Source organism: Lentzea sp. NPDC060358 (genome assembly GCF_042725365.1).
Classification (GTDB): Bacteria; Actinomycetota; Actinomycetes; order Mycobacteriales; family Pseudonocardiaceae; genus Lentzea.
Genome location: NZ_JBHXCW010000188.1, coordinates 1 through 15,622 on the forward strand (window position 1 = coordinate 1; position 15,622 = coordinate 15,622).

Consider the following 15,622-nt stretch of genomic DNA (forward strand, 5'->3'; position numbering starts at 1 on the left):
GGCCCCCGGTGTCCCGGGGGCCTTCGCTCTTCCCTACGACCTGCGTCTGAGCGAGTTCGTCAGCAGGACCACGCCGACCACGATGGCCGTTCCCCCCAGCGCCCACCGGAAGTCGACCCAGAACGTCCCCCCGCTCAGCACGTAGGCCGCCATCAGCCCGCCGACGATCCCGAACACGAGGCCCAGCGGGTCGATCCGCCTGCGCATCACCGGCTGCTGGTCAGTCACGGAGCACCATCACGTTCCCGACGCTCGTCCGAGCGTCCAGCTCGATCTTCAGACCACCCGCGCCGTCCTCGCCGAGGTCGGTGCCGTCCACCCGCACGCTGCTGCCGTCGGCCCTGCGGCCCAGGCAGTCGAGCTCGCCGATGGACGACGCCTCGCAGTCGAACGTCACGTCGGCCGTCTTCGGCACCCGCACGATCAGCTCGCCGAGGTCCGACTCGACCGCGGTCTTCACCGAACCGGAGTCCGGCAGCTCCCGCAGGTCGAGCGTCACGCTGCCGACGCCGAGCTCGTAGCGGTCCTTCACGTCGCTCAGCGACACCGGCTTCGCGTCGACGCTGCCCACGTTCGGCGGGCCGTCGAAGCCGACCGTCGTCAGGCCGAAGCCCGCCACGGACAGCGGCACCAGCAGCCAGATCAGGGCCCGGCCACCGCCGACGAACGACCCGACCAGCAGGCCCGCGGCCACCACCGCGAGCGCCAGGCCGATGACGTGCGGCACCGTGAACCACGGCACCCAGGCGCCGGCGATCGCGGACCCCGCGACGACCAGCAGCGTCACGCCCAGGGTCACCGCGCCCACCCGCGGCTTGCGCGGACGGGGTGCCGGCGGCTGCGGGCGGGGGGCCGGTTCCGGCAGGTCCCACGCGAACGGGGCGGCGCCCAGCGGGTCCCAGGCCGGTGCGCCCGGCACCGGGGGCGTCAGCGGCGGCTCGGCGAGCGTGGCCGCCGGGGCGAGGTGCCCGCGGTTCTTCTGCAGCAGGTAGATGCACGCCACCGAGGCCGCGATCGTCACGACGACCTGGAAGCCGCCGCTGCCGAACGTGAACGCGAGCGCGGGGAACATCAGCAGGCCCAGCAGCACGGTCTGCCCCTGGGAGGTGGAGCTGCGGCCCTTGTTGACCAGCGACTCGAGCGGCGAGACCTCGTCGCCCTCCTCCGGCAGCAGCAGCCAGCCCGCGAGGTACATCGGCAGGCCGACACCGCCGGACAGCGCGAGTGCGACGAACGCGATCCGCACGATCACCGGGTCGATCTGGTAGCGCAGGGCGATCCCGGTGGCGACGCCGCCGAGCTTGCGTCCTGCACGGGGCCGCACCGGACGGTGGGCCCAGAACTCTCTGAGCGTGTCCGCCACGCCCTGCATTGCCTTCTCAGTCCCGCTCACGACGACAAGGTTGCGCGGTCGGGCGCCTCCGCACATCAGGGATCAGCCCTGAACAACGGAACCGGGGTCATCCCTGATGAACAACTCACCGCGACGTGTGACGATCGTCCGGTGAGTGCACGGATCGAACCGATGCGCCGCCGACGTACCGGCCGGGTGGTCGCGGGCGTGGCGAGCGGGCTGGCGGACCACCTCGGAGCACCCGTCTTCTGGGTGCGCGCGGTGTTCGCCGTGTTCGCCGCGTTCAGCGGGGTCGGGATCATCGCCTACGCATTGCTCTGGATGTTCGTCCCGCAGTCGGCAGTGGCGGAACCGGAGACCGACAAGGACCGCAAGGAGTGGCAGCAGGCCATCGGCCTCGCCGCGCTCGGGCTCGGCGTCGCGGTGTTCACCGGGCTGCTGGGCAACACCGCCAGCGGCTGGGTCACCGGCCCGATCGCCGTCGCGCTCGTCGGTGCCGCGGTCGTGTGGCGCGAGGCGGACGAGGCGCAACGCCGTCGCTGGAAGGACGGCGCGCTCGGTGCGGGGAAGAAGACGGGCGTGGTGCGGACGACGGCGGGGGCGGCACTGGTCGCGGCGGGGGTCGCCGCGTTCCTGGTGTCGAACGACTCGATCCAGAACCTGCCCAGCGTCGCGCTGGCCGTCCTCGCCACGCTGATCGGCGTCGCGGTGCTGACCGTGCCGCTGTGGATGCGGCTGGTGCGCGACCTCGACGCGGAACGCCGTGCGCGCATCCGCACCGAGGAACGCGCCGAGATCGCCGCCCACCTGCACGACTCGGTGCTGCAGACGCTCGCCCTGATCCAGAAGCAGTCCGAGTCGCCGCGCGAGGTGAAGCGCCTGGCCCGCGGCCAGGAACGGGAGCTGCGCGGCTGGCTCTACGGCCGCGAGGTCGGCGACGGGGGTGAGCGGCCGGCGACGCTGAGCAGCGCCATCGCGCAGTCGTGCGCGGAGGTGGAGGACGGCTTCGCCATCGCCGTCTCGCAGGTCGTGGTGGGGGACTGCGAGCTCGAGGACGGCATGTTCGCGTTGGTCCAGGCCTCGAAGGAGGCGATGGTCAACGCCGCCAAGCACGCGGGCGTCGGCGAGGTCAGCGTCTACGCCGAGATCGAGCCGGACAAGGTGACCGTCTTCGTGCGCGACCGGGGCAAGGGGTTCGACCCGGAGAGCGTCCCGGAGGACCGGCATGGCCTCGCGGGCAGCATCCGGGGGAGGATGGACCGGCACGGCGGAGCTGTGCGGCTGCGCACCGCACCCGGTGAGGGGACCGAGGTGCAGCTCGAGATGCCGAGGAAGACGGAGGCCAGGACGTGAGCGTGAGGGTGTTCCTGGTGGACGACCACGCGTTGTTCCGCGCGGGCGTGCGGGCGGAGCTCGACACCATCACCGACGAGGTGGAGGTCGTCGGCGAGGCGGGCAGTGTCGGCGAGGCGGTCGCGGGGATCAACCACCACAAGCCGGACGTGGTGCTGCTCGACGTGCACATGCCCGACGGCGGCGGTGCCGAGGTGCTGCGCCAGATCCGCACGAAGATCCCGGAGGTCACGTTCCTCGCGCTGTCGGTCTCCGACGCGGCCGAGGACGTCATCAACGTGATCCGCGCCGGCGCGCGCGGCTACGTCACCAAGACGATCTCCAGCCAGGAGCTGGTCAGGGCCGTCGTGCGGGTGTCGGAGGGCGACGCGGTGTTCTCGCCGCGGCTCGCCGGGTTCGTGCTGGACGCGTTCGCCGACCGGCCGGGCGCCGCGCCGATCAGCGACCCCGAGCTCGACCTGCTGACCCCGCGCGAACGCGACGTCCTGCGCCTGCTGGCCCGCGGCTACGCTTACAAGGAGATCGCGTCCGAGCTCTTCATCAGCGTCAAGACGGTGGAGACGCACGTGTCGAGCGTCCTGCGGAAGACCCAGCTCTCCAACCGGTACGAGCTCTCCCGCTGGGCCACGGATCGCAGACTGGTCTGAGGGGAATGTGATCGACAAGGTCGCCCGCGGTGCCACCGAGGTGCTGGCGCCGTGGGTCTGGGTGATCTTGCTGCCGTTCGGCGTCGCCGCCGCGACGGAGAGCATCTGGGGAACGCTGCTGTGGGGGCTCGTCGTCGCGGTGACGGCGTCGGTGATCCCCATGGCCGTCATCGTGCGCGGCGCCCGCAAGGGCCGCTGGGACGGTCACCACGTGACGAACCGCGAGGGCCGGGTCGTCCCGCTGCTCACGGCGGGCGCGTCACTGGCCGCCGGCACGGTGATCATGGTCCTCGGCCACGCGCCGGGGAGCGTGCTCGCGCTGGCGGGCAGCATGTTCGCGTCCCTGGTCGTCAGCATGGCCATCACGTTCGGCCTGAAGTGGAAGATCTCGCTGCACGCCGCCGTGGCGTGGGCCGCCGTGGTGACGCTGTGGGTCGTGTACGGGCCGTGGTGGCTGCTGCTCGCGTTGCCGGCCGCGCTGGTGGCGTGGTCGCGGGTCGAGCTCGGCGACCACACGACCGCCCAGGTGCTGGCGGGGTCGGTGCTGGGCGTGGTCGTGGGCGGCGGCAGCTTCTGGCTGCTCAGCCAATCTCTTTGAAGCTGGAGATCTTCATCTCGTTGTCGACCGCGGCGACCGACACCTCGACCATGATGTCGCGCTGCTTGCCGATGTCCGTGACGAGGGCGAGGTTCACGGTGACGACCCAGACGGGCCCGTTCGAGCGCACCGGGATCGGCGAGAGGGTGCACGTGACCGAGGAGTAGTTCTTCCAGCGCTTCTCGAACTCGGCCCGCGGTTCCCGCGCGCTCTCCTGGAAGTCCAGCCATGCCGTCTCGACGTCGGCGCGGGGCAGCCTCGCGTAGTGCTGCTGGACGAACGTGATCGCCTCCGCCGCCGTGAAGTAGCGGGTCGTCTGCGAGGTGGGGAAGTTGGTCTCGTCGCCGGAGTGACCGCCGCTGGTGCCGCCCCAGTACGCGGCCGCCGCGCCGCCGCCGATCGCGAGCACCGCGATGACCGAGAGGATCACGAGGATCCGGCGGTTCGGCGGCCTGCGCCTCGCCGGTTCGGGGATCGGCAGGGGCTGCGAGGGCTGCGGCCCCGCGGACAGCAGGTCGGTGGCCTCCTGCGCGGTCGGCCGGTCCTGCTTCTCGTTCGAGAGCAGGCGCATGAGCAGCGGGGTGAGCTCGCCCGCGTTCTTGGGGTCGCGCAGCTGCCCGCTCGCGGCCCGGTAGATGAGGCCGAAGCTGTTGTCGCTGGGCCCGAAGACGGACTCGCCCTCGATGGCCGAGTAGATGGTGGCGCCGAGCGAGAACACGTCGGACGCCTCGTTCGGCTGCTCGCCCCTGGCGACCTCGGGCGCGAGGTAGGCGGGCGTGCCCGCGATCACGCCGGTCTCGGTCATCGTGCCGTCGCCGACGGCCTTGGAGATGCCGAAGTCGGTGATCTTGACCGTGCCGTCGTGGCCGATCAGGACGTTGCCGGGCTTGATGTCGCGGTGGACCAGCCCCGCGTTGTGCGCCGCTGCCAGCGCGGAGGCGACCTTGGCGCCGATGCTCGCGGCCTGGGCCGGCCTGAGGGGACCCCTCTGGGCGATGAGCGTCGAGAGGCTGACAGAAGGCAGGTACTCCATGACGATCCACGGCTCTTCGTGGTGGCTCACGACGTCGAAGACCGCGATCGCGTGCGGGTGGTGCAACCTCGCCGCGTTGCGCGCCTCGCGCATGGCCTTCTGGTGGTCACCGGTGACGAGCTGCTTGACCGCGACCTCGCGCGCCAGCACCTCGTCGCGCGCCCGCCAGACCACCCCCATCGCTCCGCTGCCGATGTGCTCGAGCAGCGTGTAGCGATTCCCGATGGTCGTCACACCATGAGACTAATCAATTGCGGAGACGGACATCCGCGCTTCCCGTGCGAGGGGTGGCGCAGATCGCTCCCGGCCGGCTCCCCGGTGGGGACTGGAGTCCGGAACGTGCAGGTGGGGACGTGTCCTCGTCGCTGCCCACGACGGCGAACACAGCGTCTCAGGTGGTGCCTCCCGGTGACGAGCTGCCCGCAGCTCGCCCCGCGCCCGTCGGACCACCCGGTGGCGGGACCTAGTCGATCGTCGACACGAGCTTCTGCAGCTCGCGGTCGAAGTCGATCCACAGGTCCTCCTCGCCCGGCTGGACGACGTCGTAGGAGCTGTCCAGGAAGTCCGCCACGTCCTCCGCGACCGCGCTGAGGATGGCGAACCCGGTCGGCGCGTTCAGCTCGACCAGGACGCGCTCCGGGTCGTCGGACGCGGGGCGGACCAGGATGTCGCCCTCACCGGACGGCGTCAGCAGCCCGTCGGCCAGCAGGTCGCGGGCGAACATCCACTCGACGCGGCCCGAGCCCGTGAAGAAGACGACCGCGACCGCGTAGGGGTCCTCCGGGTCGTAGACGAGCTCCGACTCGACCGGCGCGGGCGCCGCGCCGGGAGCCAGCAGCTGGAAAGTCGTGCGCTTGGTGACCTTCAGGTTCTCGGTGCTCATGTCGATGTCCTTGTCGGGTTGGTCTCCATGTCTCTTCAACAATGAGGAGACGGCCAACGAGCCCGGTAAGGACGCGATTCGCGTCGGAACCATCCTTCTGGGGGAGACGCACGTCTCACCCCTCAGTGTTTGACCAGGTCGCGCGTCTCGTTTGGTGAGACGTTCTGACCAGCCGCGACGGGCTTGCGACGGGTCAGTGCGACGCCCAGCAGGACCACCACCATGCCGATGACGACCCTCGCGTTCAGTTGCTCCCCGAGGAAGATCGCTCCAAGGAGTACGGACACCACCGGCAGCAGGTAACCGACAGTAGTCGCCGTGGTGGCGCCCTCGTCCGCGATGACGCGGTAGTTGAGGATGAACGCGACGCCGGTGCCGAACACGCCCAGCACGACCACGGCGGCGACGCCGACCCAGTGCAGGTGCAGCGGCTGCAGGCCGCCGAACGGGGTCGCGAGGACCAGCATCCCCACCGCGGTGGTCAGCTGCATCGCGGCGAGCTGGGTGGAGGTCGCGCCCGTGCCGACCAGGTAGCGGCCGGCGTAGGAGTAGCCGATGGCGTAGCTCGCGGCGCCGACGAGGCACAGGACCGCGCCCCAGCTCGCGATGCTGTTGGCGGCCTGCCACGGCGCGAAGATCAGCAGCACGCCGGCGAAGCCGAGCCCGAGACCGAGCATGCGGACCAGGTTGCCGATCCTCTCGGTGCCGAGCAGCAGGCCGATGGCGAGCGCGAAGAGCGGGGTCGTCGAGTTGAGCACCCCGGAGACGCCCGAGTCGACCGTCTGGCCGCCGAACGCGAAGAGCGTGAACGGGATCGCGCTGCCGAACAGCGCCACGAACAGCATGTGGCCCCAGATCCGGCGGTCGCGCGGCAGCGTCATCCTCGACAGCGCCAGCACGGCGAACAGCACGACCGCCCCGAAGAACGTCCGGACGAGCGAGATCTGCAGGGGAGCGAGGCTCCCGAGCGCGAGCTTCATCCAGAGGAAGCTGGACCCCCACAGCAGGGCGAGGACGCCCATCCTGATCAACGTTCCGCGTTGGTTCACCGCTCCACCATGCGCCCGGCGACACCTGAAAACAATTTAATTGTTGTGCAGAACCTTTAAGCAGCTCTGTAAGGTCGGGGCATGCTGGACGTGCGACGCATGCAGGTGCTCAGGGCCGTCGTGAGCACGGGTTCCATCACCGCGGCCGCGACGAACCTCGGCTACACCCCGTCGGCGGTGTCGCAGCAGGTCGCGGGCCTGGAGAAGCAGGCGGGGCTGCCGCTGCTGGAACGCGTCGGCCGGGGCATCCGGCCCACCGCGGCCGGCCGGTTGCTCACCGAGCACGCCGCCCGCCTCGCCGAGCAGCTCGCCGAGGCCGAGAGCGCCCTGACGGCGTTGCGCAACGGCTGCGCGGGCACGCTGCGCGTCCGCTACTTCGCCACGGCCGGAGCGGCCCTCGTGCCGCCCGCGGTGGCCACCTTCCGCGCCGAGCGCTCCGGTGTCGAGCTCGACCTCAAGCTGACCGAGCCGTACGACCCGTTCGAGGAGCTCGCCGCGGGCCGGGCGGACGTCGCGATCACCGTTCTGGAGGCCGACGCGCCGGCTCCCGACGGCATGGTCGCGCGGCTCCTGCTCGCCGACCCGTTCTACGCGGTGCTCCCGCGCGGCCACGCCCTGGCCCGCAAGCGCGTGCTCGACCTCGGCGAACTGGCCAACGAGCCCTGGATCAACGCGGACTGCGGCGCCGCCGGGCCGTGCGCGGACCTGGTGAAAAACGCGTGCGCGGGTGCGGGGTTCTCGCCGAAGGTCGCCGTGGAGAGCGACGACTACGCGACCGCGCAGGGGTTCGTCGCCGCGGGCCTCGGCGTCACGGTCATCCCGCGCCTCGGGCTCGGCTACGCGCACCCCGGCGTCGTCCTGCGGAAGGTGCGCAACCCGGAACCGGTGCGGCACATCCACGTCGTGTACCGCGAGGACGCGGCGTGGAACCCCGCCGTGCTGTCGCTGGCGGAGGCGCTGGAGAAGGCGGCGCGGGCCAGCTGACCCGCGCGTCCTCAGTAGCCCTGCGCGGCGCCGAGCGGCTTGTCGCTGCTCAGCAGCAGGTTGGGGCTGGCCCACTGGAACGAGATGCCGCGCCGTTCCGCGGTCTTGCCGCCGTTCTTCTTCGTGTACTCGACGTCGACCTCCCAGTAGAAGCCGGAGACCTCGGTCGCCTTGAGGATCTTGGCGTCCTTCATCCCGCCCCAGAAGGAGTCGAACCCGCCCTTGCCGCCGGGGTAGGAGCCCTGGAAGTTCGCGTTGCCCATGGACCACGCGTCGTTCGGCGAGCCGGGAGCGGTGGCGAAGTAGTCCTTGAGGAAGTCCTCCATGTCGGAGGGCTGCGGCTGGGTCGTCCACTGACCCGCCTTGCCCGCCGACTTGGGCGGCGTCGACTGCTTGGTGTTGCCGCCGTCCTGCGTCTGCTGGACCGACGTGTTGGTCCCCGCGTTGTTGCCGGAACCGTCGTCGTCCCCGCCGCTCGAGATCATGCTCGCGAACATGATGCCGACGACTGCAGCCGCGACGATGGCGAGTGCCGTGTAGACGGTCGACTTCTTGCTCTTCACCGACGACGCGAGCGACGAAGCGGGCTTCGGGCGCTGCGAGTACTGGGGTGCGGCGGCCGGGCGGCGGTTCTGCGGCGCCGGCTGGTGCTGCTGCTGCGACGGCACGGCCCGCGGCGGCGTGTGCAGGTCCACGCGCGTCGCGTTGGGCGGCGGCGGGGTCTGCTGCGGCGGCAGGGCCCTCGTGGCGGCCTGCTGGGGCTGCGGCTGCTGCACCGGCGCGCCGCGCCACGACGGCGGGTGCGTCGGGGCGACCACGGCCGGGATGAACGCGGGAGCGGCCTGGCCGTTCGCGACCGCGGCGAGCGCGTCGCGGGCCTCGGCCATCGTCGGGCGGTCCTCGGGCTCCGCGCGCAGCAGGCGCATCAGCAGCGCGGTCAGCGGACCCGCGTTGCGCGGCGGGTTGACCTTGCCGGACGCGACCTTGTGCAGCAGCGCGATCGTGTTCTCGCTCAGCCCGAACGGGGGCTCGCCCTCGATCGCCGCGTACAGCGTGGAGCCGAGGGAGAAGACGTCGGACGGTGAACCCGGGTCGTAGCCCTTGGCGACCTCGGGGGCGAGGTAGGCCGGGGTGCCCGCGAGCATGCCCGTCGCGGTGACCGTGACGTCACCGGTCGCGCGGGAGATGCCGAAGTCGGTGATCTTGACCGTGCCGTCGTCGCCGAGCAGCACGTTGCCGGGCTTGATGTCGCGGTGCACGATGCCCGCGTTGTGCGCGGCGGCCAGCGCCGAGGCGACCTGCATGCCGATCGACGCCACGTCGCGCGGCGGGAGGGTGCCGCGTTCGGACAGCACGCCCGAGAGGCTCTTGGACGGCAGGTACTCCATCACCAGCCACGGCTGGCCGTCGTCCTCGGCCACGTCGTAGACGGCCACGGCGTGCGGGTGCTGCAGACGCGCGGCGATGCGGCCCTCGCGCATGGCGCGGCGCTTCGCCTCGTCGGTGTCGGCCTCGGCGAGTCCTGGCTGCAGAAGAAGCTGCTTGACCGCGACGGTGCGGTGCAGGCGTTCGTCGTGTGCTGTCCAGACGACGCCCATGGCGCCGCTACCGATTCTCTGGCTCAATCGGTAGCGACCAGCGACCAATCGGCCATCGTCGGTCACAGTTGCTCCCCGCTGTGCGGTCACTTGCTCTCTGTTCAACGGCTCATCACACCTATGGGTTCAGATCACCCAGCAGTGCGGGTACCCACCATACGAGACTTCTGCGGAGTAGCGACGCTTAACCCTGAGCTGGCGGCGGCGGGCCGCTGGAGCTCGGTGGCGCTGACGACGGCGGCCTCGTGGTGGTCGTCGTCGTGGTCGTTGTCGTCGTGGTCGTCGTCGTGGTGGTCGTGGTTGTGGTCGTCGGTGGTGCAGACGTCGTTTCCTGCGTCGTGGTTGCCTCGGGAGTGGTGGTGGTCACCTCGGCCGCCGAACTCGTCGTCGTCGTCGGCACCACGGAGGACGAGCTCACCGGTGGCGCGGACGGGGTCTTCTCCTCGTCCTTGTTGAACACTCCCAGCGCGACCATCAGACCACCGATGACCAGCAGCAACGCAAGCACGACCGCGGCGATCACCAGCGGCTTGTTGTCCTGCTGCGGCGACCGGGCGGGCGCCATCGGGGGTGCCGTGCGCGGCGGGGACGTGCGCACCGACGCCGCCGCCGGACGGACCACGCGGGTCCGCTCGGGCTCCACGTACGTCGTCGGGTCGGGTCCCGCGGGCACCGGCAGGCCGCTGAACGACGGCGAACGGCCGTGCGCCACGGCGTTGAGCACGTCCCGCGCCTGCGACATCGTCGGCCGGTCGTCCGGATCGAAGTTGAGCAGGTACAGCAGCGTGTCGGCGAGCGGGTGGTCGACCGTCGGCGGGTTGATCCGCCCGGCCGCCACGGCGTGCAGGACACCGAGGGTGTTCTCGCTCACTCCGTAGGGCGGTTCGCCCTCCATCGCGGCGAACAGCGTCGAGCCGAGCGAGTAGACGTCCGAGGCGGGCGTCGGGTCCTGGCCGCGCGCGATTTCCGGCGCGAGGTAGGCGGGCGTGCCGGCGATCAGGCCGGTCTTGGTGACCGTGATGTCGTCGGAGGCGCGCGAGATGCCGAAGTCGGTGATCTTGACGATCCCGTTCTCGGCGATCAGCACGTTGCCCGGCTTCACGTCGCGGTGCACGATGCCCGCCGCGTGGGCCGCGGCCAGCGCCGCCGCGCACTGCGCGCCGATGTGGGCGACCTCGACCGGGTCCATCGGCCCGCCCTCGGCCAGCGCGTCGGCGAGGCTGTAGGACGGCAGGTACTCCATGACCAGGCACGGGACGCCGTCTTCCTCGACGACGTCGTACACGGCGATGGCGTTCGGGTGGTGCAGCTTGGCGGCGATGCGGCCCTCGCGCATGGCGCGCTGGATGGCCTCGTCCTGCTCGGACTCGTCGAGACCGGGGGCGAGCAGCAACTGCTTGATCGCCACCTCGCGGCCGAGGCGCTCGTCGTGGGCTCGCCAGACGATGCCCATCGCGCCGGAGCCGATGCGGTCGAGGAAGCGGTAGCGGTCCGCGATCAGGCGGCCGTCCGAGGTGTCGGACGTCGTCACAGGACCACCCCGGCCTCACACGACAGCGTGACTGCGGCTTCGGCAGCAGGTCCCACGCTCGTGCTCCTAGTGCGGTAGTCGGCGGTCGTCCGGAATCGCCCGCACAGGGTACCTGTCGCGGGCCACCGCTGAGCTACCCGTCGTACGTCAGTTCGCCGGGGTGAAGAAGTCGAAGCCGCCGACGACGTCGCCCACGGTGCCGAGGACCGGGTCGAGCAGGCCGAGGTCCACGCTCACGTCGACCGGGTTGCTCTGCGTGGGGAGCGGGTTCGAGGCGGGGGGCGTGCTGCTCGGCGGGGTGGCCGAGTTCGACGTGGACGCCGGCGGCGGCGGTGTCGTCGAGGAGGTGGGTGGCGCGGGCGTCTCGCTCGACGGCGGCGTGCTCGGCTGGCTCGTCTCCGTGGAGGAGGACGGCGTGCTCGTGGCGGGCGGCGTCTGCGAGGTGGGCTGCTGCTGCGTCGGCTGCTGCTGGGTCTGCGTCTGCTGCGTCGGGCGCTGCGGCTGCTGGGTCTGGACGTACGGGGCGACCCGCGTGGTCGGGTCCGCCGACGTCTCCTGCGTCTCCGTCGCGTCGGCCTGCTGCGTCTTGTTCGACGGCAGCTTCACGACGCCGCCCTCGGTGCCGGCGCTCGCGGCGCGGGCCTGGGCGCGCTCGTCGAACCGCACCTCGGCGAGCGGGCGCTCGTCCGGCGAGGACAGCAGCGAGGAGGCGGCGAACGCCATCGACCCGCACAGGACCACGCCACCGCTGGCGGCGACGGCCAGCTTGCCGACCGTGAAGCCGCCGCGCTGGGTGTCGTCGGACCGGCCCTCGCGGCGCAGCAGCTCCGTGATGTGCAGCTCGCGCATGGGCTGCTTCTTCGGCTTGCTGCCCGAAGCCTTGACGGGCTTGAACTTGACCGTCGACTCGAACGCCTCGGGGGTGATGTCGTCGGTGATCACCGGGATCTCCACGGTTTCCGCCTCGCGGCGGGCGATCAGCTCGGCGACCGACAGCTGCCCGGTCGACTCCGCCGACCCGGTCAACCGCCGACGATGGTCCTCAATCGACACCGCTCGTTCACCCTTCCAAGTTCGCGTACGCGCACTGGCGGGAACATGGATACCGAATCGTGACCCGAGATGTAACCCCTTCGGGGGAATTTTCACTGTCTGAACCCGGTTTTCGCGACGAGCGGTCACCGTTCGACTGCGAACGGCGATCCGGTTGGGCGCGACCTAACAGCCGGGCCTAACTCCGCTGCGCCGAAAGGACCTCGGTGCCGACGATCCGGGGCTGGGTCGTGTCGGTGAGCCGGAAGAGCTGTTCGACGCGCAGCCAGCTCCCGTCGACCTCCTGCAGGGAGACGACCGCGAGCACCGAGCCGTCCGGCCGCAGCGACGTCTGGTCGACGTTGACCGTTTTGACCAGTCCCCAGGCTTTGGTGAACGCCTCCGGGTCCGCGCCGACGAGGTCGGGCGAGAGCAGCTTGGCCGCCGAGCCCGGCTTGGTCGTGAGCAGCTCGTAGAACCGCTTCACCACGTCCACCTGCGGGTGCGGGCCGATCGAGACCGACGGCGTCGTCGGTTCCGGGGTCTGCAGCAGCAGCGCGGAGGGCTGCGGCATGGGCGCGGCGGATGTCTGCGGCACCGGCGGGCGCTCGTTCGGCACCTGGGCGGACAGCACGTCCGGGCGCAGCGCGCTCGAGCCGGACAGCGCGACGGGGCGCTCGGCGTACGGGACGCCGGAGTTCGCGGGCCGTTGACCGGCCATGACCGCCGCACCCGTGATGGAGCCGATGAGCACGGCGGCGCCGGTCAGCAGGCCCACGGCCCTGGCGACGCGGGTGCGCTTGGCGCGCCGGCGGCGGCCGGGGACGACCGGGATGACGGCCGTCGTCGCGGTCATGTTCTCGGTGGGACCGAGCAGCGAGGCGACCAGCGCGTCGGTCGAGGCCTCCTCGTGCGACGGGATGCGGACCGGCTGCTGCTTGAGCAGGTCGGCCACGCTGATCGACCCGGAGCGGGTGTGCCGCCGGCCGGTCGTCGCGGGACGCTGCACTGGTCTCGTCCTCCGTACTGTGCGTGGTCATCTGAAGACGTACCGTAGCTAAGCGGGAGGGCGCCAGCCCCAGTCCGGATTTCATCCGTTCGTGGCGGTCAGCGGTGCTCTGGAATCGGTCAAAGGTCTTTGCTGCTGTCGCTGCGCGCGGACGACCTCGGGCCGCGTCAGCCGCCCGGCGTCAACCGCTCACCGCTGATCAACGGGAGGTCGCCGAGCGTGAAGCTGAGTTCGCGCTTCTCCGTGCTGACCGAGCCGTCCTTCTTCGTCACCTGCAGCAGGCTGATGGTGAGGCCCTTGGTCGGGTCGACGGCGATCTCCTTCACCTCGATCAGCGAGATGTCCGCGAGCCTGCCCTCCAGCAGCGCGTCGGCGTTGGAACGCACGGCGTCCGTGGTGAGGGCGAGCGCGGTGACGGAGTTCGCCGCCATCTCGGTGTAGAAGTCCTGGGTCTTCTGCGCGATCTGCGTGCCGTCGACCACCGGGGCCTGCGTGACCGGGACCGTCGTGATGACGGGCGCCGCGGTGCCGGGCGGTGCGGTGCCGGGCGGCGCGGCGCTGCCCGAGGGCGCCCGGCCGCTCGTGCCCGGCGCGCGGCTGGGACCGGTGCCGGTTCCGGGGACGGGGGCCGCCTCGCCGGTGTCCGCGGCCGACGGGTGCGGACCGGTGGCGGACGGGGTGGTGGCGCCCGTGGGCAGCTGGGAGATCAGCGGCACGTCCGACGGGTAGCCGGGCAGGCCGACCTGGTCCACGTGGCCGCTGCCGCCGACCAGCTTGGCCGCGGCGATGCTCAGGCCGACCAGCACCAGCACGGACGACACGACGGCGAACCACGCCGCGCGCTTCCAGGTGCGCGGCGGCGTGACCGACGCGGGCACCATGCCGATGTTGAACTTCCGCAGCCCGTCGGTGTCCTGCAGCGGGTCGACCTCCCGCCCGCGGGGTCGCGGGATGAGATCGCCCACGCCGACGGTCCGCGCGTGCGGTTGCTGCCCGAGCGGCAGCCGCCCGAATGACTCGGCGGCGCCGTCGGCGAGACGGTGCTTGCCCGGCAGTTCGTCCATCCGACACCCCTCTGCGACGCAATCAGAGTAGGGCCGTCCGGAGGCACGGAAATCACCAAATGGGGGCGTTCGGGACGAGTGACACTCGATCGTGTGGATTTGTCAGCGGGGCGGGAGTTGCGCTTGACCGCTGTTCAACTGCTTGCGCGTCTTCTGCACGCCGTTGACCGCGGCCAGACCGCTACCACCGGCGATCAGCGCGCCGATCACGTCGGCACCCAGCGTGTCGCCGCCGGTGATCAGCAGGCCGATCGCGGCACCGGCCGTCGTGATGATCGCGGTCTTCCAGCGGTTGCGGACGAACTGCGAGACGGGCGCCCCGGAGAGGCCCTTCTTGTTCGCGGCCGAACCGAGCAGTGCCAGGTAAGCGTCGTGCGCCAAGGCGGCGAGCAGGCCGGCGATGGCGATCAGTGCGGCGATGAGGCCCATGCCTCCAGTGTGCCTCCAGATTTTTGCGGTGGACCATCCGTGATCGCCCTGATATCCGATTCGGGTGGACATGTTCTGGCACGACGACTGCCTCGAGCACGACGCCGGTGAGGGCCTGTGGGAGCTGCCGGGCTCCTGGCCGTGGCTCGACGTGGCCGAGCCGCACCCGGAGAACGCCGCGCGCCTGCGCACGTTCCGGCACGCGTTGACGCACGGACCGGTCGCCGGTCATCTGCGATGGCACGAGGGACGGCATGCGTCCGTCGACGAGCTTCTGCTCGTGCACACGGCGGGCTACCTCGACTCGTTGCGCGTATCGGAGCGGGTGCCGCTGGAGGTGAACACGGTCGTGGGACCGGAGACGTGGCGTTCGGCCTGCGCGGCGGCGGGGACGGCGTTGGCGGCGTTGGAGTCCGGCGCACCGCTGGCGTACGCGCTCGTCCGGCCGCCGGGACACCACGCGCAGCCGGACGCGGCCGACGGCTACTGCTTCGTGAACAACGCGGCTCTCGTGGCGGAAACCGCGCGGCGGCAGGGGAAACGGGTCGCCGTGCTGGACTGGGACGTGCACCACGGCAACGGCACGCAGGAGGTGTTCTACGACCGTCCGGACGTGCTGACGATCTCGGTGCACATGCGCCACGGCGCGTGGGGCACGAACCACCCGCAGACGGGTGCGCCGTCGGAGGTGGGCGCCCACGGGCGGAACGTGAACATCGAGCTTTCGCTCGGTGCGGGCGACACGGCATACCTGCGCGCGCTCGACGAGATCGCCTTCCCGCTGCTGCACGACTTCGCACCGGACCTGCTGGTCTGCGCGTCGGGGTTCGACGGGTCGGCGTTCGACCCCAACGGCCGCCACAACCTCACGGCCGGCGGGTACCGCGAGATCGGACGGCGGGTGGCGTCGTTCGGCACCCGCGTCGTGCTCACCCAGGAGGGCGGCTACCTGCGCGGGTACTCGGCGCTGTGCCTGCACGCGCTGGCCGAGGGGCTGCTGCGGCTGCCGGAGCTGCTGCTCGACGACCCGCTGGCCTACGTGCCGGACGACACCCAGC

Annotated in this window: 16 protein-coding genes; 5 read left to right on the forward strand and 11 right to left on the reverse strand. The window is 71.2% G+C overall.

Annotation, left to right across the window (positions count from 1 at the left end):
- Nucleotides 1-33: 33 nt before the first annotated feature.
- Complete coding sequence (locus ACFWGZ_RS30435) at nt 34-228, reverse strand: hypothetical protein (protein ID WP_382455023.1); 195 nt, start codon at nt 226-228, stop codon at nt 34-36.
- The gene (locus ACFWGZ_RS30440) at nt 221-1,393 is read right to left on the reverse strand and encodes a PspC domain-containing protein (protein WP_382455024.1); all 1,173 of its coding nucleotides are present in this window, start codon (nt 1,391-1,393) and stop codon (nt 221-223) included. The genes ACFWGZ_RS30435 and ACFWGZ_RS30440 overlap by 8 nt, the downstream gene beginning before the upstream one ends.
- A 111-nt stretch (nt 1,394-1,504) precedes the next feature.
- Between ACFWGZ_RS30440 and ACFWGZ_RS30445 the strand changes: the two genes are divergently transcribed.
- From ACFWGZ_RS30445 to ACFWGZ_RS30455, 3 genes are read left to right on the forward strand one after another with little or no spacing between them, the layout of a single operon-like run.
- Nucleotides 1,505-2,707: a PspC domain-containing protein gene (locus ACFWGZ_RS30445; protein ID WP_382455025.1), complete on the forward strand. Its 1,203-nt coding sequence runs from the start codon at nt 1,505-1,507 to the stop codon at nt 2,705-2,707.
- Nucleotides 2,704-3,354, forward strand: coding sequence for a response regulator (locus tag ACFWGZ_RS30450; protein WP_382455026.1), 651 nt, complete (start codon nt 2,704-2,706; stop codon nt 3,352-3,354). The genes ACFWGZ_RS30445 and ACFWGZ_RS30450 overlap by 4 nt, the downstream gene beginning before the upstream one ends.
- 7 nt (nt 3,355-3,361) lie before the next feature.
- Complete coding sequence (locus ACFWGZ_RS30455) at nt 3,362-3,952, forward strand: hypothetical protein (protein WP_382455027.1); 591 nt, start codon at nt 3,362-3,364, stop codon at nt 3,950-3,952.
- Here the strand turns inward: ACFWGZ_RS30455 and ACFWGZ_RS30460 are convergent.
- The 3 genes from ACFWGZ_RS30460 to ACFWGZ_RS30470 all read right to left on the reverse strand — a co-directional run bounded on the left by ACFWGZ_RS30460 (nt 3,936) and on the right by ACFWGZ_RS30470 (nt 6,917).
- Nucleotides 3,936-5,219, reverse strand: coding sequence for a serine/threonine-protein kinase (locus ACFWGZ_RS30460; protein WP_382455028.1), 1,284 nt, complete (start codon nt 5,217-5,219; stop codon nt 3,936-3,938). The two genes, ACFWGZ_RS30455 and ACFWGZ_RS30460, sit on opposite strands and share 17 nt — an antisense overlap.
- A 229-nt stretch (nt 5,220-5,448) precedes the next feature.
- Nucleotides 5,449-5,868, reverse strand: a complete 420-nt coding sequence (locus ACFWGZ_RS30465) for an SsgA family sporulation/cell division regulator (protein ID WP_382455029.1) — start codon at nt 5,866-5,868, stop codon at nt 5,449-5,451.
- Nucleotides 5,869-5,990: 122 nt separating this feature from the next.
- A complete protein-coding gene (locus ACFWGZ_RS30470; RefSeq protein WP_382455030.1) occupies nt 5,991-6,917 on the reverse strand; it encodes a DMT family transporter in 927 nt (308 codons plus the stop codon).
- An 81-nt stretch (nt 6,918-6,998) separates the two neighbouring features.
- On the opposite strand from ACFWGZ_RS30470, the gene ACFWGZ_RS30475 reads away from it, so the two are divergent.
- Nucleotides 6,999-7,901: a LysR family transcriptional regulator gene (locus ACFWGZ_RS30475; RefSeq protein WP_382455031.1), complete on the forward strand. Its 903-nt coding sequence runs from the start codon at nt 6,999-7,001 to the stop codon at nt 7,899-7,901.
- 11 nt (nt 7,902-7,912) lie between these two features.
- Here the strand turns inward: ACFWGZ_RS30475 and ACFWGZ_RS30480 are convergent, their stop codons facing one another.
- The 6 genes from ACFWGZ_RS30480 to ACFWGZ_RS30505 form a co-directional block, all read right to left on the reverse strand.
- Nucleotides 7,913-9,499, reverse strand: a complete 1,587-nt coding sequence (locus tag ACFWGZ_RS30480; RefSeq protein ID WP_382455032.1) for a serine/threonine-protein kinase — start codon at nt 9,497-9,499, stop codon at nt 7,913-7,915.
- 184 nt (nt 9,500-9,683) lie between these two features.
- The gene (locus ACFWGZ_RS30485; RefSeq protein WP_382455033.1) at nt 9,684-11,030 is read right to left on the reverse strand and encodes a serine/threonine-protein kinase; all 1,347 of its coding nucleotides are present in this window, start codon (nt 11,028-11,030) and stop codon (nt 9,684-9,686) included.
- A 147-nt stretch (nt 11,031-11,177) separates the two neighbouring features.
- Nucleotides 11,178-12,056, reverse strand: a complete 879-nt coding sequence (locus ACFWGZ_RS30490) for a hypothetical protein (RefSeq protein WP_382455034.1) — start codon at nt 12,054-12,056, stop codon at nt 11,178-11,180.
- 205 nt (nt 12,057-12,261) lie between these two features.
- Entirely contained in the window at nt 12,262-13,071 is an 810-nt protein-coding gene (locus tag ACFWGZ_RS30495; RefSeq protein WP_382455035.1) for a hypothetical protein, read from the reverse strand.
- Nucleotides 13,072-13,238: 167 nt separating this feature from the next.
- Nucleotides 13,239-14,135: a hypothetical protein gene (locus ACFWGZ_RS30500; RefSeq protein ID WP_382455036.1), complete on the reverse strand. Its 897-nt coding sequence runs from the start codon at nt 14,133-14,135 to the stop codon at nt 13,239-13,241.
- Nucleotides 14,136-14,237: 102 nt separating this feature from the next.
- Complete coding sequence (locus ACFWGZ_RS30505) at nt 14,238-14,564, reverse strand: hypothetical protein (protein ID WP_382455037.1); 327 nt, start codon at nt 14,562-14,564, stop codon at nt 14,238-14,240.
- 70 nt (nt 14,565-14,634) lie between these two features.
- Between ACFWGZ_RS30505 and ACFWGZ_RS30510 the strand changes: the two genes are divergently transcribed.
- On the forward strand, nt 14,635-15,622 hold a 988-nt coding region (locus ACFWGZ_RS30510), incomplete at its 3' end, for a histone deacetylase (protein ID WP_382455038.1).

Bases quoted from the DNA above. Each gene is read 5' to 3' on its own strand.
- ACFWGZ_RS30480 (WP_382455032.1), bottom strand. From the start codon at position 9,499: ATGGGCGTCGTCTGGACAGCACACGACGAACGCCTGCACCGCACCGTC.
- ACFWGZ_RS30465 (WP_382455029.1), bottom strand. From the start codon at position 5,868: ATGAGCACCGAGAACCTGAAGGTCACCAAGCGCACGACTTTCCAGCTG.
- ACFWGZ_RS30500 (WP_382455036.1), bottom strand. From the start codon at position 14,135: ATGGACGAACTGCCGGGCAAGCACCGTCTCGCCGACGGCGCCGCCGAG.
- ACFWGZ_RS30505 (WP_382455037.1), bottom strand. From the start codon at position 14,564: ATGGGCCTCATCGCCGCACTGATCGCCATCGCCGGCCTGCTCGCCGCC.
- ACFWGZ_RS30475 (WP_382455031.1), top strand. From the start codon at position 6,999: ATGCTGGACGTGCGACGCATGCAGGTGCTCAGGGCCGTCGTGAGCACG.